The 18,959-nt window shown below is 67.9% G+C and carries 15 protein-coding genes; 10 read left to right on the top strand and 5 right to left on the bottom strand.

Going from position 1 to position 18,959, the window contains the following annotated elements; all coding sequences use genetic code 11:
* Positions 1-322 precede the first annotated feature (322 nt).
* The 5 genes from GQ674_RS21190 (at position 323) to GQ674_RS21170 (ending at position 5,502) form a co-directional block, all read left to right on the top strand.
* Complete coding sequence (locus GQ674_RS21190; protein ID WP_159499067.1) at positions 323-1,414, top strand: AI-2E family transporter; 1,092 nt, start codon at positions 323-325, stop codon at positions 1,412-1,414.
* Positions 1,415-1,461: 47 nt separating this feature from the next.
* Positions 1,462-2,172 carry an HAD family hydrolase gene (locus GQ674_RS21185; protein ID WP_159499065.1) on the top strand — a complete coding sequence of 237 codons (711 nt, stop codon included), beginning with the start codon at positions 1,462-1,464 and terminating at the stop codon, positions 2,170-2,172.
* A gap of 22 nt (positions 2,173-2,194) precedes the next feature.
* Positions 2,195-3,562 (top strand): M17 family metallopeptidase, encoded by a 1,368-nt coding sequence (locus GQ674_RS21180; protein ID WP_159499063.1) that lies wholly within the window; start codon positions 2,195-2,197, stop codon positions 3,560-3,562.
* Positions 3,563-3,823: 261 nt separating this feature from the next.
* Entirely contained in the window at positions 3,824-4,936 is a 1,113-nt protein-coding gene (locus tag GQ674_RS21175) for a catalase family peroxidase (RefSeq protein ID WP_159499061.1), read from the top strand.
* Positions 4,933-5,502 carry a cytochrome b/b6 domain-containing protein gene (locus GQ674_RS21170; protein ID WP_159499059.1) on the top strand — a complete coding sequence of 190 codons (570 nt, stop codon included), beginning with the start codon at positions 4,933-4,935 and terminating at the stop codon, positions 5,500-5,502. The genes GQ674_RS21175 and GQ674_RS21170 overlap by 4 nt, the downstream gene beginning before the upstream one ends.
* Positions 5,503-5,608: 106 nt before the next feature.
* Here the strand turns inward: GQ674_RS21170 and GQ674_RS21165 are convergent, their stop codons facing one another.
* Genes GQ674_RS21165 through GQ674_RS21145 form a run of 5 tightly spaced genes read right to left on the bottom strand, consistent with a single transcriptional unit; the run spans position 5,609 to position 10,138 of the window.
* The gene (locus tag GQ674_RS21165; protein WP_159499057.1) at positions 5,609-6,574 is read right to left on the bottom strand and encodes a leucine-rich repeat domain-containing protein; all 966 of its coding nucleotides are present in this window, start codon (positions 6,572-6,574) and stop codon (positions 5,609-5,611) included.
* A gap of 44 nt (positions 6,575-6,618) precedes the next feature.
* Positions 6,619-7,221, bottom strand: a complete 603-nt coding sequence (locus GQ674_RS21160) for a response regulator transcription factor (protein WP_159499055.1) — start codon at positions 7,219-7,221, stop codon at positions 6,619-6,621.
* Entirely contained in the window at positions 7,218-8,456 is a 1,239-nt protein-coding gene (locus GQ674_RS21155; RefSeq protein WP_159499053.1) for a sensor histidine kinase, read from the bottom strand. The genes GQ674_RS21160 and GQ674_RS21155 overlap by 4 nt, the downstream gene beginning before the upstream one ends.
* Before the next feature lie 18 nt (positions 8,457-8,474).
* On the bottom strand, positions 8,475-9,242 hold the full coding sequence (locus GQ674_RS21150; protein WP_159499051.1) for an ABC transporter permease: 768 nt from the start codon (positions 9,240-9,242) through the stop codon (positions 8,475-8,477).
* On the bottom strand, positions 9,239-10,138 hold the full coding sequence (locus tag GQ674_RS21145) for an ABC transporter ATP-binding protein (RefSeq protein WP_159499049.1): 900 nt from the start codon (positions 10,136-10,138) through the stop codon (positions 9,239-9,241). Before GQ674_RS21145 ends, GQ674_RS21150 begins: the two co-directional genes overlap by 4 nt.
* A gap of 203 nt (positions 10,139-10,341) precedes the next feature.
* Between GQ674_RS21145 and GQ674_RS21140 the strand changes: the two genes are divergently transcribed.
* The 5 genes from GQ674_RS21140 to GQ674_RS21120 all read left to right on the top strand — a co-directional run bounded on the left by GQ674_RS21140 (position 10,342) and on the right by GQ674_RS21120 (position 18,693).
* Complete coding sequence (locus GQ674_RS21140; RefSeq protein ID WP_159499047.1) at positions 10,342-11,577, top strand: efflux RND transporter periplasmic adaptor subunit; 1,236 nt, start codon at positions 10,342-10,344, stop codon at positions 11,575-11,577.
* A gap of 216 nt (positions 11,578-11,793) precedes the next feature.
* The gene (locus GQ674_RS21135) at positions 11,794-12,483 is read left to right on the top strand and encodes an ABC transporter ATP-binding protein (protein ID WP_038691046.1); all 690 of its coding nucleotides are present in this window, start codon (positions 11,794-11,796) and stop codon (positions 12,481-12,483) included.
* A 14-nt stretch (positions 12,484-12,497) separates the two neighbouring features.
* A complete protein-coding gene (locus GQ674_RS21130; RefSeq protein ID WP_128096779.1) occupies positions 12,498-13,658 on the top strand; it encodes an ABC transporter permease in 1,161 nt (386 codons plus the stop codon).
* Positions 13,659-13,667: 9 nt separating this feature from the next.
* Positions 13,668-14,978 carry an ABC transporter permease gene (locus tag GQ674_RS21125; RefSeq protein WP_128096778.1) on the top strand — a complete coding sequence of 437 codons (1,311 nt, stop codon included), beginning with the start codon at positions 13,668-13,670 and terminating at the stop codon, positions 14,976-14,978.
* A gap of 892 nt (positions 14,979-15,870) precedes the next feature.
* Complete coding sequence (locus GQ674_RS21120) at positions 15,871-18,693, top strand: TonB-dependent receptor (protein ID WP_159499045.1); 2,823 nt, start codon at positions 15,871-15,873, stop codon at positions 18,691-18,693.
* Positions 18,694-18,959: the final 266 nt, after the last annotated feature.

The raw sequence follows: 18,959 nt of genomic DNA, 5'->3' as shown, positions 1-18,959 counted from the left end.
CGGGAAAGGCAGAAGCGTAGCGATGTTGCCTGGCCTGCAGCTGGGCCGGGATGGGTGGGACCACGGGACACGCTGCAAGTACGTCCGTGTAAGCTCCGTCGCGCCATCCATGGCGCTCAGGGTCCCGTGATCCCACCATCCCGGCCCTCGACAATTGGCTGGTGGCCACGGAGGAGGCCAAGCACGTCGCCGCGATGTTGCTGGGGGCGCCTTGGTGAGACCCATGGCGAGTCCAAGGGCAGGTGCATATGACCCCGCCACCAACACGCCGCCCGCACCTGGGTTGCCCAATAATGGCGCACCTTTCCTGCCCGGCGCCCGCATGAGCGTTCCTGCCGTTTCCCTCGATGACACCGTCACCGCGCCCCCACCGCCCCGCCCGCGCGCGCCGATGTCGCTGGTGGTGCTGGCCACGCTGGCCGTGGGGTTCACGCTCTGGGCCGCGCAGGAGGTGATCCTGCCGGTGCTGCTGGCGATGTTCCTGGCGCTGGTCTGCAACCCCATCCTGCGGCTGCTGGGCAAGCTCTGGATTCCCCGCTTCCTGGGCGCGGTGCTGGTGCTGGTCGTGGGCCTGAGTGGTGCCGCCGCGCTGGGCGTGCAGCTGGTGGGGCCGGCCATGGAGTGGGCGCAGGAAGCCCCGCAGCAGCTGCGCAAGGTGGCCCGGCAGGTGCAGGACCTGACCAAGCCGGTGCAGCAGGCCAACCAGGCCGCGGAGAACTTTGCCCGCGTCGCCGGGGGCGAAAGCAGCCGGCGCGTGCAGATCGTGCGCACCCAGCTGGACGACCCCTACAAGGTGTTGACCCGCGCGCCACGGCTGGCCGCCTCGGTGCTGGCGGTGGTGCTGTTGACGCTGTTCTTCATGATCTACGGGCAGAACCTGCAGAAGCATGCCATCGCGCTGTTCCCCAGCCGCCAGCAGCAACGCTTCACCACCGACATCCTGCGCTCGATCGAACGCGAGGTGTCGCGCTACGTCCTCACCATCACCGTCATCAACACCCTGGTCGGACTGGTGTTTTCCGGTGTGTTGCTGCTGCTCGGGATCAGCCTGCAGGAAGCGCTGCTGTGGGGCACGGTGGCGGCCCTGCTGAACTTTGCGCCCTACGTGGGGCCGCTGATCGGCGTGGCGCTGATGCTGTTGATGGGCTTTGTGGAGTTCAGCGATCCGCTCAAGGCCTTGCTGCCGGCGGCCTGCTACCTGGCCCTGCACACCATTGAAGGCCAGGTGGTGACCCCGATCGTGCTGGGCCGGAGCATGGCGATCTCGCCGTTGATCCTGATCCTGTCGCTGCTGGTGTTCGGCTGGCTGTGGGGCATGATCGGGCTGCTGCTGGCGGTGCCGCTGCTGGTCTGCGTCAAGCTGGTGCTGGCACGGCTGGACGGCATGCACGGCTGGGCAAGGTTGCTCGAATGAACCGATCCGGGCATGCCCCTCCGGACCGGCAGGAGTAGAATGGGACGGTGAATTTTCCAGTCCAAGCCATCACCCTCGACCTCGACGACACCCTGTGGCCGTTCGCCCCCATCGGCGCGCGCATCGACCAGGTGTTGTTTGAGTGGATGCTGCAACACAGCCCCGCCACTGCCGCGATGTACCCCGTGGCGGCCATGCGGGAGCTGCGCGAGCGCTCCTTCCACGACAACCCGCAGCTGCACCACGACCTGAGCGCGCTGCGCCGGTTGACCTTGCGTGAAGCGCTGGAAAAAAGCGGTGCCGACCTGGCCCTGCTCGAACCGGCCTACGAGGCGTTCTACGCCGCGCGCAACCAGGTGGAGTTCTACCCGGACGCGCTTGACGCGCTTTCCCGCATCGCCGCGAAGGTGCCGGTGGCCGCGCTCAGCAACGGCAACGCCGACCTGCAGCGGATTGGCCTGGCCCATCATTTCAGCTTCCAGCTGGGCTCGCGCGAACACGGTGCGGCCAAGCCGGCGGCCAGCATTTTCCATGCCGCCTGCGATCGCCTTGGGGTTGCCCCCACCCACGTGCTGCACGTGGGCGACCACGCCGAGATGGACGTAGTGGGCGCGATGCAGGCCGGCCTGCGCGGCTGCTGGATCAACCGCGAAGCGCACGTCTGGAACCACCCTTCGCTGCAGCCTGACCTGCAGTTCGACACCCTGACCGGGCTGGCCGACTGGCTTGATGCGAACGCATCGGCGCAGCACGCCTGACCACGAACGGAGCCTTTCCCGCATGACCCAGATCAACGGTTTCACCACCGACGCCGCCAAGGCCCTTCCGCTGCACGTGATGGAGCGCACCCAGTTCGCCGCTTGGCGCGCGCAGCAGAGCGAGGCGCTGGTTGCCTGGATCGATGCGCAGCATTTCAACGGCGGCGGTGGCAGCGTGGTGCTGCTGCCCGGCGAGCATGGCCTGGCCGGTGCGATCGTGGGCGTGGGTGATCCCGGTGATGCCTATGCGTACGCGCATGCGCCGTTCGCGCTGCCCGAAGGCACCGTGTGGAAGGTGGCCGATGCGCTGCCGGTGGATGTTGAAACCCTGCTGCACCTTGGCTGGGGCCTGGGCAGCTATCGCTTCGCGCGGTACCGCAAGCCCAACCGCGCGCCGGCGCAGCTGCTGGCCACGCCGTCGGCCGAAGTGCGCGATGTGGTGACCGCCAGCCTGCGCGTGCGCGACTGGGTCAACACCCCCACCGAAGACATGGGCCCGCAGCAGCTGGAAGACGCCGCGCGTGCGCTGGCCGATGCACATGGCGCGCAGGTGGAAGTGATCACCGGTGATGCACTGCTGGCACAGAATTTCCCGGCCATCCACGCCGTTGGCCGCGCCTCGCACCGTGCCCCGCGCCTGATCGCGCTGCGCTGGGGCACCGCCGGCCAGCCGCACGTGGCGCTGGTGGGCAAGGGCGTGTGCTTCGACACCGGCGGCCTGGACATCAAGCCGGCCGACGGCATGCGCAACATGAAGAAGGACATGGGCGGTGCGGCGCATGCGCTGGCACTGGCCGGGCTGATCATGGCCCAGCAGCTGCCGGTGCAGCTGACCCTGCTGATTGCGGCGGTGGAAAACGCGATCGGCCCGGATGCGTTCCGGCCGGGCGAAGTGATCGCCACCCGCAAGGGGCTGAGCATCGAGATCGACAATACCGACGCCGAGGGCCGGCTGGTGCTGTGCGATGCCCTCACCTACGCCAGCGAACAACAGCCGCAGATCGTGCTCGACTTCGCCACCCTCACCGGTGCGGCACGCATCGCCCTGGGCCCGGACCTGCCGGCGCTGTTCAGCAACGATGACACCCTGGCCCAGCAGTGGCTGCAGGCCGGCGAGCGGACCCGCGACCCGGTCTGGCGCATGCCGCTGTGGCGCCCGTACCTGCGTTACCTGCACAGCGGCATCGCCGACCTGGCCAATGCCGGCTCGCGCATGGCCGGCTCGGTCACCGCCGCGCTGTACCTGGAGCGCTTCATCGCCGAAGGCCAGGTCTGGGCGCACCTGGACGTGTACGCCTGGAACGACGGCGAACGCCCGGGCCGCCCGGCCGGCGGCGAAGCGCTGGCGCTACGCTCGGCGTGGGCGATGCTGAAAGCGCGCTACGCCTGACCCGTAGAGCGGGGCTCTGCCCCGCTGCCCTGCCGACCCGTAGAGCGGGGCTCTGCCCCGCTGCCCCGCTGCCCCGCTGCTCTACCTGCCGGGTAGAACCCGGCACTACGCTGCGCACCTGGCTGGAACCAACAGATCCCCGCTCCGGCGGGGATCTGCGTTTTCAATACTTGTCGAAAATGTGAATATCCGCGCACGCCGGCTTCTGACACCATGCGCCTGTCGCCCACCCACACGCATCGTGAAGGCAGGATTCCGGACATGTCGCTCTTTGGTTACACCCGCGCCGGCCAGGAGCCAGGCGCCCCGCGTCCCCCGTCGCCGCTGCTGTGGATCGCGTTGATCGCGCTGATTGCCGGCCTGCTGATACTGGCCTTTGCCTGGCTGGCCGGCTGGATCGGTCGTGATCGTGCCACCGCGCAGGCCTTCACCGACAGCATCGAGGCCACCGGTCCGCCCCACCCCGGGTTCCGCCGCGCGCACAGCAAGGGCGTGTGCGTAAGCGGCAGTTTCCAGGGCACGCCGGACGGAGCCGCGCTGAGTTCGGCCCGCGTGTTCCGCCAGGCGCAGGTGCCGGTGCTGGGCCGACTGTCGATCGGCGGCGGCGATCCGCACGGTGCCGATGCCAATGCGCGCGTGCGCAGCATGGCGCTGCAGCTGGTGAGCGATGACGGCCAGGAATGGCGCACCGCGATGAACAGCTTCCCGTTCTTCGCCGTGCCCACCGCCGAGGCCTTCCTGGAACAGACCCGCGCCGGTATCCCCGACCCGGCCACCGGCAAGCCGGACCCGGCGAAGATGGCTGCGGTGCAGGCCAAATACCCCAGCGCGCGCGCCTTCGGGGAATGGGCCAAGACCGCGCCGTGGTCCAACAGCTGGGCCAACACCGACTACAACGGGGTCAACAGCTTCCGTTTCACCGCCGCCGACGGCAGCCAGCACTTCGTGCGCTGGAGCATGCGCCCCCAGGCCCCCTTCGTGGAGATGACCGCCGCGCAGCGCGCGCAGGCCGGGCTGGATTACCTGGCCGACGAGTTCGCGCAACGGCTGGCCCAGGGCCCGGTGCGCTGGGACATGTGGGTGACGCTTGCCGAAGCGGGCGACCCGATCAATGACCCGTCGCAGGTGTGGCCGGCGCAGCGCCGCCAGGTCAAGGTGGGCACGCTGAGCCTGGTGTCGATGCAGCCCCAGGCCGAAGGCGCGTGCCGCGACCTCAACTACGACCCGCTGATCCTGCCCAGCGGCATCGCCGGCTCCGATGACCCGATTCTGGCGGCGCGCTCGGCGGTGTATTCGCAGTCGTTCAACCGCCGCGAGCGCGAAATCGCCAGCGGCAAGGGTGCTGCCGCCACCGGCAAGGAAGGTGCGAAATGAACCGCGAGAATGGCCACTTCAACCTTACCGCGCGGGTGCTGCACTGGCTGATGGCGGCGATGATCCTGACCATGCTGTTCGTGGGCGTGGGCATGGTGGCCGCACTGCAGTGGCGGCCGATGCTGGTCGACTTGCACCGGCCGCTGGGCATCGCGATCCTGCTGCTGGCGCTGGTGCGCCTGTACAACCGCCTGCGCCACCGGCCGCCGCCGTTGCCGGCCGACCTTCCGGCTTGGCAGGCGGCTGCCGCGCATGCCTCGCACTGGGTGCTGTATGGGCTGATGCTGGCGATGCCACTGGTGGGCTGGTCGATGCTGTCGGCCGGTGGCTATCCGATCGTGATGTGGTCCGGCTTCAACCTGCCGGCGATCGTGCCGCATGATCCATCGCTCTACGCCGCGCTGCGCAATGCGCACAGCCTGCTGGCCTATGCGCTGTTCGCCACGGTGGTGGTGCATCTGTCGGCCGCGCTGTTCCACCTGTGGGTGCGCCGCGATGGGGTGTTCCAGGCGATGGCGAAGGGGCCGGGGCGCGCCGACGGTCTGGACACCGACAAGCACCGGTAGCTACCGACTGTTGGTCGGTAGATGGCCATCGGATCAGCGTTGCGAGGAGCCGGCCAGCGGCCGGCACTACCGGTGCGATTGCAGTGCACCCACCTACGGTGGGTGCCTACCGGGCGGCGCGGTGGGCTTCGACGAGGGCGCGGTAGCGCTGGCGGTGCTGGGTGCATTTGGCCAGCACTGCCTCAGGCGTGCCGGTGGCGTAGCGCTCGCCCTTGCCCAGCAGCATGGCGTCGAAGCCGCTGCTTCTGAAGCGCTTCCCCTGGTGCCCCACGTACACGTCGATGTGCTGGTAGAACTCGGCCAGGGGCATGCTCGCGCGCGGATCGCGGGCGCCGATTTCGTGGTCCTGGCCGTCGGTCGGAACGGTCGCCGGCCGTACCGCGCCTTCCACGTGCGGCAAATTCGCCTCGATCCACGCGAACTCTTCCAGCGGCAGGCTGGCCATGCCCATCTCCAGTTTGGCCAGGCGCGGCAGCGCCAGCAGCGCGCCCATCACCGGCGACACCTTCGGCGCGCGGAACCACGACACATTCAGTCGCTCCAGCGCCGGCAGGCCGGCAAGAAAGGCGAAGTCGTCCACGGGCTGGTTCCAGTCCAGCGTGCCCAGAAGGGTCAGGTCGCGCAGCGCGGTGGCGCCGACCAGACCGGAGAAATCGTGCACCCGCCGCAGGTTCTCCATGTGCAGCGCTTGCAGTGCCGGCAGGCGGCCCACGGGCGACAGATCGGAAAACGCCGAGACGTACTCCAGTACCAGTTCGCGCAGCCCGTGCATGCCCTCCAGCATCGCCAGCGTCTTCGGCCGCGCATGGCTGATCCGCAACGCGGTCAGCTGCGGCAGCTGCGCCAAGGCAGCCAGCTGGGCCTGGTCGGGTTCGTGCAGGGTCAGTTCGCGCAGCCCTTCCAGTTGCAGCACGCGCACCCAGTTGCGGTCGTGGCGGGTCAACGTGAGCCGGGTGGCGTCGTCGGGCGCGTCGGCCACGTCTTCGTAATGGCACGCCCAGCGCTGCGCGTTGGGCGTGATCGTCCACACCCCGCTGGCACGGTCGATGAGATCGGCGAAGTGGTGTTTCATCGGGTGCGCATCCGGTCCATGGAAGGCACAGGATACCCGCTCGCCTACAGCCAGCCCTTCTGCCGCGCCAGCCGATAGGCTTCGATGCGGTTGGCCACGCCCAGCTTGCCGATGCACTCGGACAGGTAGTTGCGCACGGTGCCGTGCGACAGGCCCAGCTGGCTGGCGATCTCGCTGGCCGAACGCCCGTCGCCCGACAGGCGCAGCACCTGGCGTTCGCGGTCGTTGAGCGGGTCGGCCTGCGACCACGCATCCAGCGCAAGTTGCGGATCGATCGCGCGTCCGCCGCGCTGCACCTGGCGCAGGGCATCGGCGAGGCGTTCGGCCGGCGCGTCCTTGAGCAGGTACCCGCAGACGCCGGCATCCAGTGCGCGGCGCAGGAAGCCCGAGCGCGCGAAGGTGGTCACGATCACCACCTTGATCGGCAACTGTTGGCGCGCGATGCGCTGGGCCAGCTCCAGCCCGGACAGGCCGGGCATTTCAATGTCGGTCACCAGGATGTCCGGCTGCAGCTGCTGCAGCATGCGCCAGGCCACCTCGCCATCGGCGGCGCTGCCCAGCACCTCGATGTCCGGCTCCAGGCCCAGCAGCGCCGACAGCGCGCCGCGCACCATCGCCTGGTCTTCGGCCAATACGATGCGGATCATGCCGACCCGCCCGCGGGCAGCGACGGTGCCGTTGACAGGTCGGTCGGCAACGCGGCCACCGCCGCGGTGGCTGCCGGCAGCGGAACGCGCACCGTTACGCAGGTGCCCTCGCCCTTCACCGACTGCACGACCAGCGTGCCGTGCAATGCACTGGCGCGTTCGCGCATGCCCCCCAACCCATTGCCGTCGGCGTGCACGCCGCCGCGGCCATCATCGCGTATCTCCATCAGCAAGCTGCGCCCTTCCTGTTCAAAGCGTATCCAGGCCTGGTGTGCCTGCGCGTGCCGGGCGATATTGGTGGCGGCCTCGCGCAGCACCAGCGACAACCCGCGCTCCACCTCCGGCGGCATCGGCGGCGGCGGCGCGTAGTGCAGGTGCACGTGCTGGCATTCCAGCAACAGGCGCGCTGAGGCCAGCTCGGCGGCCAGGTCGCTGGCGCGGATCCCGGTAACCGCGCTGCGCACTTCGGCCAGAGCCTGGCGCGCGATCGCTTCGGCTTCGGTCACTTCGCGGCGCGAGGCCTCCGGATCACGATCAAACAGCTTGCGCGACAGCTCCAGCTTCAGCGTGATCAACGACAGCGTATGCCCCAGCAGGTCGTGCAGGTCGCGCCCGATGCGCTCGCGTTCGGCGGTGGCGGCCAGCCGGCGCACTTCCTCCTGCGACAGCTGCAGCGCCGCGTCGCGGTCCTTGTTGATGCTCTCCACGTTGACGATGATGCCGATGATCAGCCCCATCGACGGTATCCACACCACCAGCTGCCAGGGGTACCCCACCCACAGCGCAATGCCCACGAACAGTGCGTTGAGCACCAGCAGCTGGACCAGGTAGCGCCAGAGACCGGTTTCCCGGCACACCCGCATCATCACGCAGCCGAAGATGAAGTAGCTGATGCCTGCGGGGTACCAGGGCAGCAGTGAAAGCCCCATCGCCACCATCGCCAGCGCATAGCGCGGCCCATGGTGGCGCGGGGCCAGCAGCAGGCGGCCGTACAGCGCCAGGAACAGCGGGTAGGTGAGCAACGTCAGCCACAGCCAGCGCAGCGTGTAGCCAGTGCCGAAGATCGGGGTGAAAAACACCCACCCGCTCCACAGCAGATGCACGGCATCGGCCCAGGCCGGCTTGCCGCGGCGCAGGTTGTCGGCCACCGACGAGTCCGGCGCGGGGCGCAGCAGCGAGGCGATCCAGCGCGAAGACACGGGCGGTTCCAGGGCGGGGCGGTCAGGCGCGATCATGCCAGTTTCGTCCGCCGCTTAGCCAACCCGGCGCAGGCGCCGCCGCGCCAGCCCAAGCGCTACGCCGGTGACCGCCAGCAACACCACGATGTGCACCCACGTGCTGCCCTGGGCCGGCAGGCCCACCGCCGGCAACGCCAGCTGGGCCAGGTGCCAGGTGGGCCACAGCGGGGCCAGTGTGGAGAACACGGGCGGCAGGATCGACAGCGGCAGCCACAGCCCCGACAGCAGCGCCAGCGGCAGGTACACCAGGTTGACCACCGCCGGGGCCGCACTGGCACTGACATGGCTGCCGATCCACAGCCCGATCGCGCCCAGCGGCAGCGCAGCGAACGCGGCCACGGCCAGCAGCCGCAGCACCATGCCCGGCGCCAGGCCCACCCCGGCCAGGGCCGCCACCCCCAGCAGTACCAGCGCCACCAGCAGCGCGAACAGCACGGCCATCAGCAGCCGCGCCAGCAACGGGGCCATCGGCGGCAACGGCAGCGCGCGCTTCAGCGTGAGCAGGCCGCCTTCGCGGTCCAGCGCCAGCTGCACGCCGAAGCCGAACAGCGCCGGGGCCATCGCACCGAACACGCAGTAAGTGGCCAGCAGGTACTGCGGCGCGTTGCCGCGCCCTAGCAGGATGCCGAACAGCGCATAGAACAGCACCGGGAACAGCAGCGACGGCACTGCGAAGGCGGGCGTGCGCCAGGCGCGGCGCAGTTCGCACAGCGCTTCAACGCGGTAGATCCGCCAGGTGGACGCGCGCGGGCGCGTGGTCGTTACGGTCGTCAGGGTGTTCATGCGGCCTCCCGGGTCAGTTCGACGAAGGCGTCGGCCAGGCCGCCGCCGTGTACTTCCAGTTCCTGCAGCTGCGGGTCTTCGGCCAGCAGCCGCGCCACCACCGGCTCGGCCGGTTCGGCCAGCAGGTGCAGGCGCAGCCCATCGCGCTGCACCTCGCGCACCCCGGGCCAGGTTTTCAGCACGTCGGCTTCCAGGGCGCTGCGGCAGCGGATCCGGCGCGGGGCCAGCTGATGGCGGAACTGCGCCAGCGGGCCATCGGCCAGTACCCGCCCCTGTTCGATCACCACCACGCGCTGGGCCAGCGCTTCGGCCTCTTCCAGATAGTGGGTGGTCAGCAGCACGCCGCAGCCTTCGCTGGCCAGCTGCCGGATCGCCTGCCACAGCGCCTGCCGGGCCTGGATGTCCAGGCCGGTGGTGGGCTCGTCCAGGAACAGCAGCTGCGGCCGCCCGCACAGCGCGATGGCGAACTGCACGCGGCGCTGCTGGCCACCGGACAGCTGGCTGTAACGGCGTCGCGCGAGGTCGGTAAGCCCGGCCAGTGCCAGGCACTCGGCCAGCGGGCGCGGGTCGTCGTAGCAGGCGCTCGCCAGCGCGATCAGTTCGTCCACCTGCAGCACCGGCGGCAGCGCGGTGCTCTGCAGCATCACCCCGATACCGCGCCGGCTGGCACGCTGTTGTGGATCGCCGCCCAGCAGCTCGGCGTGGCCGGCATCGAGGGCGCGCAGGCCCAGCAGGACCGAAATCGCGGTGCTCTTGCCCGCGCCGTTGCGGCCGAGCAGGGCCAGCACTTCGCCACGCTGCAGCGAAAAACCCACGCCCTGCAGCGCGGCGACAGCACCGTAATGCACCTGCGCATCGCGCAGCGTGGCCAGGGCAGTCGGGCAGGAAACAGACATCGGGACACTCCGTGACGGGTTCGGCACAGCGTCGCGCCGCGGCGGGGCCGATCCCAGTGGCCACCGTCAGCGCAAGCAGGTGACAGCTGTCACTGCCGTGGCCCCCGGTCGGCGGGCATGCTGTGCACCTCCCGGCCCGGTGCCGGTTTGTCCCCGGCCGCCGTTGCGGTCACACTCGTCCCGATTCCCCGTCCAGACTCACGATGAACGCATCCGCTGAACTGCTCAAGGAACTCCGCATCGACCGCAAGGCGACCCCGCCGCCGTCCGCGCCCCGCCGTGGGCTGTGGATCGGGCTGGCCATCGTCGCCGTGCTGCTGCTCGCTGCCATCGGCTGGTTCGTGTTCGGCCGGCAACGTCCGATCGAGGTGACGACCGCACCGGTGGTGGCCATCCAGCAGGGCGGCGCCAGCGGTTCGGTGCTCGATGCCAGCGGCTACGTGGTGGCGCGACGCATGGCCACGGTGTCGGCCAAGATCACCGGCAAGGTGCGCGAGGTGATGATCGAAGAAGGCATGCGGGTGGAAGAAGGCCAGGTGATGGCCACGCTCGACCCGATCGATGCCAACGCCCAGCGCAGCCTGTCGGCCTCGCAGCTGGAGGCCGCGCGCAGCCAGCTGGCCGGGCTGCAGGCGCAGGTGGCGCAGGCCAACGCCGAAGCCGGCCGCCTGCAGACGCTGGTGGGCCAGCAGCTGGTGTCCCGCTCGCAGTACGACCTGGCCATTTCCCAGCGTGACAGCCTGCGCGCGCAGCTGCGCACCGCCGAACGCAATACCAAGGTGGCCAACGACGCCCTGGCCATCGCCGACCTGGGCGTGGACAACAACACCGTGCGCGCGCCGTTCTCCGGCGTGGTCACCGCCAAGGCTGCGCAGCCGGGCGAGATCGTGTCGCCGTTGTCGGCCGGCGGTGGCTTCACCCGTACCGGTATCGGCACCATCGTGGACATGGAGTCGCTGGAGATCGAAGTGGAGGTGGGCGAGTCGTTCATTGGCCGCGTGCAACCGAAGATGCCGGTCGAAGCCACGCTCAACGCCTACCCGGACTGGAAGATTCCGGCCGAGGTGATTGCCATCATTCCCACCGCTGACCGCGGCAAGGCCACGGTCAAGGTACGCGTGGCGCTGAAGGTGAAAGACCCGCGCATCGTGCCGGAAATGGGCGTGCGGGTGAGCTTCCTCGAGGCCGCACAGCCGGCGCAGGCCGCCGCGCCCAAGGGCGTGCGCGTGCCGGCGGCCGCCCTCGTGGAGCGCGACCAGAAAACCGTGGCCTTCGTGGTGAAGGACGACCAGCGCGTGGAACAGCGCGCGGTCACCACCGGCGCCACGCTCAACACCGACCGCCAGGTCAGCCAGGGGCTGAGCGCGGGCGAGGTGGTAGTGCTGGACCCGCCGGCGGAGCTGAAGGACGGCGGCAAGGTCGTGGAAGCGAAGCAGTAAGCCGTGCCGCCCCGCTGGGCGGCGCGACGCAGTGTATGACCCGCGCGCCACCGCGCGCGGCCTCGAACGTGCGCTACCCGTGCCGAGCAGGCGCGCAGGCGGGCCGCTGTCTGCCACCGCGCATCCCACCCGGGCCCGGCCCTCATTCCGCCGCAGGCAGGCGCATGCCGCATGCCGCGCCGCCCTCGATTCGCCCTGATCCACGGAGAACCGTCCATGTCGACCCTGGTTTCGCTCCGCAACATCACCAAGACCTACCAGCGTGGCCCCGAGAAGGTGCAGGTGCTGCACGGCATCGACCTGGACATCCAGCGCGGCGATTTCGTCGCGTTGATGGGGCCGTCCGGCTCGGGCAAGACCACCCTGCTCAACCTGATCGGCGGGCTGGACACGCCCAGCGACGGTGAAATCGAGATCGAAGGCGAACGCATCGACCGCATGAGTGGCGGCCAGCTGTCCACCTGGCGCAGCCACCACGTCGGCTTCGTGTTCCAGTTCTACAACCTGATGCCGATGCTGACCGCGCAGAAGAACGTGGAACTGCCGCTGCTGCTCACCCACCTGGGCGCGGCCCAGCGCAAACGCAATGCCGAGATCGCGCTGACCCTGGTGGGCCTGGCCGACCGCCGCAGCCACCGCCCCAATGAACTGTCCGGCGGCCAGCAGCAGCGCGTGGCGATCGCACGGGCGATCGTGTCCGACCCCACCTTCCTGATCTGCGACGAACCCACCGGCGACCTGGACCGGCAGTCGGCCGAGGAGATCCTGGGCCTGCTGCAGCAGCTCAACCGCGAGCACGGCAAGACCATCATCATGGTCACCCACGACCCCAAGGCCGCCGAGTACGCCACCCATACCGTGCACCTGGACAAGGGCGAACTGGCCAGCGCGCCAGCGGCCCACTGACGGAGGATGCCGCGATGAAGTACTTCTCGCTGGTCTGGGCCCAGCTGTTCCGCAGCAAGACACGCACGCTGCTGACCCTGCTGTCGGTGGTGGCCGCGTTCCTGCTGTTTGGCATGCTCGATTCGGTGCGCGTGGCGTTCAACTCCGGGGGCGAAACCATCGAAGGCGCCAAGCGGCTGGTGGTGTCCTCCAAGCTTTCGATCACCCAAAGCCTGCCGTTGCGCCTGCTGCGTGACATCGAAGCCACCCCGGGCGTGCGCAAGGTGAATTACGCGATGTGGTTCGGCGGCATCTACCAGGACCCGAAGAACTTCTTCCCCAGTTTCTCGGTGTCGGACAACTACATGGACCTGTACCCGGAGTTCGAGCTGCCGCCGGCGCAGGCCGAGGCGTTCAAGAACACCCGCACCGGCGCCATCGTGGGCGAGACCCTGGCCAAGCGCTTCGGCTGGAAGCTCGGCGATACGATTCCGATGCAGGCCACCATCTTCCCGCGCAAGGGCAGCAATGACTGGCCGCTGGAACTGGTGGGCATCTACCGGGCCAAGGACCGCAACAACGCCGGCGCCGAGAACCAGCTGCTGCTGCACTGGAGTTACTTCGATGAGTCCAACGACTACATCAAGAACCAGGTCAGCTTCTACACCGTACAGCTGGACAACCCGGCCCACGCCTCGCGCGTGGCCCAGGCGATCGATGCGCTGTCCCTCAATTCCGACCGCGAAACCAAGTCGCAGACCGAAGCGGCGTTCTCGCAGGCATTCGCCAAGCAGTTCGCCGACATCGGGCTGATCGTCACCGGAATCATGGCCGCGGTGTTCTTCACCCTGGTGCTGCTGACCGGCAACACCATGGCCCAAGCGGTGCGCGAACGCATTCCGGAACTGGCCATCCTCAAGACACTGGGCTTCAAGGACGGCACCGTGCTGGTGCTGGTGATGGTGGAGTCGGTGCTGTTGATCGTGCTGGGCGGGCTGATCGGCATGGGTCTGGCCGCCATCCTGATGCCGGCGATCAGCGCCAACAGCCAGGGCATGATCAGCCTGCCGGGCGTACCGGTGCAGACCTGGGCCATGGCGCTGGGCCTGATGGCGGTCATCGGCGTGGTAGTGGGCCTGCTGCCGGCATTGCGCGCGCAGCGGTTGAAGATCGTCGACGCACTGGCCGGACGCTGAGGAGCCCCCATGAAGACGCACTGGATGTGGAACGTGTTGACCGTGCTGCTGCTGGCGGTGGCATTGGGGGTCTGGATCGTGCTGCCATGGCCGGCGGTGCTGGTTATCGCGGTGGCACTGGCCGCCTGGCTGCTGCTGACCCGCAGCGGACGGCTGTCGCTGGCGGCCGCGCGCATCGGCATTGCCAGCCTGCCGCAGCGGTGGGGCGCCTCGTCGGTGATCGTGGTCGGCATTGCCGGCGTGGTCGGGGTACTGGTGGCGATGCTGGCAATGGGCGACGGCTTCAAGGCCACGCTCAACCGCAGCGGCAGTGACGACGTGGCCATCGTGCTGCGCGGTGGTTCACAGGCCGAGACCAACTCGGTGATCATGCGTGACCAGCTGCCGCTGATCCAAAGCCTGCCCGGGGTGGCCCGTGGTACCGATGGCAAGCCGCTGGTGTCGGCCGAGCTGTCGCAGGTGATCAGCCTGCTCTCGCGCAGCGACCACAGCGACACCAACGTGCAGTTCCGCGGGGTCGGCGACAAAGCCTGGGAAGTGCGCAACACGATCCGCATCATTGAAGGCCGCCGCTTCAAACCCGGCCTGCGCGAGATCGTGGTGGGCAAGGGGGCCAAGGCCCAGTTCGAGGGCCTGGAGGTGGGCAAGACCCTGCAGTTGGGCAAGCAGGACTGGACGGTGGTGGGCGTGTTCGCCTCCAACGACGTGCACGAGTCCGAGCTGTGGGCCGACACCCAGACCCTGTCCACCACTTACAACCGCAGTGCCTACCAGTCGGTCAACGTGCGCACCGACGGCACGGCCGGGTTCGCCCGCTTCAAGGCGGCGATGGAGGCCGACCCGCGGCTGAAGCTGGACGTGGAAACCAGCCGGGCGTACTACAGCAAGCAGTCCGGCGGGTTGAGCAAACTGATCAGCATCCTGGGCACGGTGATCGGCACGATCATGGCCATCGGCGCGGTGTTCGGCGCGCTCAACACGATGTATGCGGCCGTGGCCACGCGCGCACGTGAGATCGCCACCATGCGCGCGATCGGGTTCCGTGGCCTGCCGGTGGTGACGGCGGTAATGCTGGAAACCATGTTGCTGGCCCTGCTTGGCGGTCTGCTCGGCGGTCTGGTGGCATGGCTGGTGTTCAACAACTACACCGTGTCCACGCTGGGCAACAACTTCAGCCAGGTGGTGTTTCAGTTCCAGGTGTCGCCGCAGCTGTTGTGGACGGGGCTGAAGTGGGCGCTGGGCATCGGGCTGGTGGGTGGCCTGTTTCCGGCCCTGCGTGCAGCACGTCTGCCGATCACCACGGCACTGCGCGAAACCTGACACCGCAATAGAGGCACCCGCGCGCGCGTTTGCGCACACGCGATAGCAGGCCACGAACCGCATCCGCAAGGGTGCGGTTCTTTTTTTTGGTTCTTCGCCCATCTGCGGGCCAGGCAAAAACGTGCATTGGCGCTTTCCAAGCGCAGCCGTCGGCGTGTCGGGCGCTGGGCCCCGATACCCTTTCCGGCGAATGTCCTCCGGCGTCGGCCTGCGGCCGCCCCCTCCCCCTTTATTTCGCCTCTAAGGGCATCGGCGCCCAGCGCCCGACCCACCGACAGCCTTCCAAAAAACGTGGCGTCCACCTGCGCACCGCAAGCCGAGCCCCGTAGCAGCCGGTAGGCTCCTGGGCAAAATAAAGGAGGAGGCCGCCCGGCGGCCGGGGGACATTTGCGCCAGGGGCCTACCGGCTGCTACGGGGCCCTCACGCTCGCGACCTCACCGATCGGAGACGCCAGCCGCGGCGCCTGCACATCCGGCGACCCGCGTCCCGTCGTGCTCACTCTGCAACGGCCATTGCAACAAGACGCTTCCCTCAGATGGGAGAAGAACTTTTTTGCGTAGCCACCCATGGGGTGGCTCTACCGGGTGGCGGACGCTGAACGCTTGTCGTCGTGCGCGTCTGCAGGCACTCAAGTTGCAGGGTGCATCGCCGTTATCGGTGCCTCTGCCTGCATCGTTGCGATGCGCTGCAGTCACGACGGCATGCATTACAAAAAGATAGTTCGCGAACCCGCGATTTTGTCAGCCATCGTTCATTTTTAGCGGTTTTTATGCTTTCAAGTGAAAGTAAAAATTTTGAAAAGTCATTAGACTCCCGCCCCCCGCGTCGTGATGTTGTTTCCCACGTCGCCCGCAAGGGCGCTTGTTTTTCCTGAAAAGAGATATCGCACGGATGTATTTGAAGACCCACCCGCTGCGCAACGCGATTGCCATCGCGCTTGTTGCCAGCTGCAGTGCCCCTGCCTTCGCCCAGACCGCCACTGATGGCACCACCAATCTGGATCGCATTGAAATCACCGGCTCGCGCATCCGCCAGGCCAGCGTCGAGAGCGCCCAGCCGGTCGTCGCGCTGAACCGCGCCGAGATCGAGAAGAAGGGCTACGTCAACGTCGCCGACATCCTGCAGGACGTCACCGCCGCCGGTGCGCCGGCGATGAGCCGCGCCAACTCGCTGGAGTCGGGCCGCGATTTCGGCGGCATGTACGTCAGCCTGCGCAACCTGGGCCCGGAACGCAGCCTGGTGCTGATCGACGGCCGCCGCATGGGCGTGTCCGCCGCCGGCTATTCCGACCTCGCCTCGATCCCGTCCTCGATCGTGGACCGCGTGGAGGTGCTGACCGACGGTGCCTCGGCGCTGTACGGCTCGGACGCCATCGCCGGCGTGGTCAACATCATCACCCGCAAGAACTTCGACGGCGCGGAAGTGAACGCCTACGTCGGCCAGTACAGCGAAGGCGACGGCCAGAAGACCGGCTACAGCGCCACCTTTGGCAAGACCTTCGACCGTGGCTGGGTCACCGTCGGCGGCGAGTACTCCGACGAAGATGCCGTGCTGGGCAGCGCGCGTGAGTTCACCGCCTACCCGAACGGCCCGCGCCACCCGACCGACGGCCTGAGCGGCGTCACCCCGTGGGGCTATGCCACTGTCGATGGCAAGAACCTGAGCGTGGGCCCGGGCGGCGACCCGACCGTGCTGGGTAACTTCACGCCGGCCAACAAGGCCAACGACGCCAACACCAAGACCAACATGAGCCTGCTCACCGGCCTGCAGCGCAAGTCGGTGTTCGCCAACGGTGGGTTCTCGATCAACGACAACCTGCGCCTGGTGGCCGACGCGCTGTACACCGAGCGTGAGTCGACCAAGCAGCTGGCCGGCTACCCGTACCAGAGCACCGGCTCGCGTGCGCTGCTGTCCAAGGACAGCGCGTTCAACCCGTTCGGCCGTGACGTGGCGTTCGCGCACCGCACCGAAGAACTGCCCCGCGCCACCGAAAACAACCTGACCACCAAGCGCGCGAGCGTGGGCGTGGAAGGCAGCTTCGAAACCGGTTCGCGGTACTGGGACTGGAACGTGAGCTACATGTACAACCGCAACGAAGGCGAGCGCATCGGTACGGGCAGCATGTACCAGCCGAACGTCAACCAGTCGGTCGGTCCGTCGTTCCTGGATGCCAACGGCGTGGCCCATTGCGGCAGCGTCGGCAACGTGATCGCCGGCTGCACGCCGTGGAACCCGCTGGCGCCGATGGGCTACACCGGCCCGGGTGCACTGGGCAACCAGGACGTGCAGGACTTCCTGTTCACCCGCTTCACCGACAAGATCCAGAGCACCACCAAGGTGGCCAGCGCGAACATCTCCGGCTCGCTGTTCAGCCTGTCGGCCGGTGACATCATGGGCGCCATGGGCTTCGAGCACCGCAGCGAAGAAGCCAGCTACGACCCGGACATGATGGTGCAGAAGGGCCAGATTGCCGGCACCTCCGGCCAGCCGACCCGCGGCGACTACTCGCTCAACGAAGCCTACCTGGAAGTGCAGGTGCCGCTCCTGGCCGACATGGCCTTCGCGCGCGAGCTGTCGCTGGACATGGCTGCCCGTTACTCGGACTACAGCAACTTCGGTTCGACCACCAACACCAAGTTCGGTCTGAAGTGGAAGCCGATCGACAGCCTGCTGGTGCGCGCCACCTACGGCACCGGCTTCCGCGCACCGACGGTGGAAGATCTGTACGGCGGCACGGTCACCACGCGTGATTCGTACACCGACCCGTGCGACATGACCTTCGGCGCCGCGGCCAACAACCCGCAGGTGCTGGCACGCTGCCTGGCCAAGGGCGTTCCGGCCAACTTCCACCAGCTCGCCGCCGACGGCAATGCCGCCACGGTGCCGGGCCAGCAGGGTGGTACCGACTTCACCTCCGGCTCCAACGCCGAACTGAAGCCGGAAACCGCCAAGACCTGGACCGTGGGCCTGGTGTACAGCCCGGAGTTCGTGTCGGGCCTGGACCTGAGCCTGGACTGGTGGAAAATCCGCATCAACGACGTGATCGTCGGTGAGTCGGCCACGGACATGCTCAACCAGTGCTACGTGCAGGGCGTGGACGCGGCCTGCAGCCGCTTCACCCGCAGCAAGTCGGGCAAGACGATCGGTCAGGTGAGCAGCCTGGACCGCACCCTGCTCAACGCCGGCTACCAGGAAACGGCCGGCTATGACATCTCGGTGCGTTACCGCCTGCCGGAAATGGCGATCGGCAAGTTCGCGATCACCTGGAACACCACGTATGTGGATTACCTGGAACGCAAGAACGACAACGTCGACACCACGCCGGTACGCCAGTACACGGGCTGGGAAGGCAACTTCCGCGTGCGCTCGAACCTGAACCTGGATTGGCAGTACGGCAATCTGGGCCTGGGTTGGACGGCACGTTACTACTCGGGCATGCAGGAAAACTGCGCATTCGCCACCGAGTGCAGCAACCCGGGCTTCAGCTCGCCGTACACCGGCAACCAGGGCATCAACAAGGTGGGTTCGAACACCTTCCATGACATCCAGATGCGTTACATCCTGCCGTGGAACGGCACCATCTCGATGGGCATGAACAACGTGTTCGACCACCAGGGTCCGATCATGTACAGCCAGCCGAACAGCAGCTTCACCTACTACGGTGGCTTCGACATCGGCCGTTACATGTACATGAAGTACCAGCAGCGTTTCTGATCCACGGCTTACTCTCTCCAAGCCGTTGAATGGAAGTAAGGCGGCGCCCTCGGGCGCCGCCTTTTTTTGTCGCCAGGGCAAGATCAAAAGCTATGCGGGCCCGTGCGTTCTTCGGGCTGGGCCGGTGGGAGTGGGGTGGCGGGACACGCCGTAAATCCATCCCTGGAGGCTCGTGGGCGCCTTGCTCGTTTGTGCAGTCCTGCACAAACGGCAAGACCGGGGTTGGGCGTCCTGCCCAACCCGTCCGGCGCATGCGCCGGACCCAT

The organism is Stenotrophomonas sp. 364, assembly GCF_009832905.1.
Classification (GTDB): Bacteria; Pseudomonadota; Gammaproteobacteria; order Xanthomonadales; family Xanthomonadaceae; genus Stenotrophomonas; species Stenotrophomonas maltophilia_AP.
This window is presented reverse-complemented; position numbering and strand designations above follow the sequence as displayed.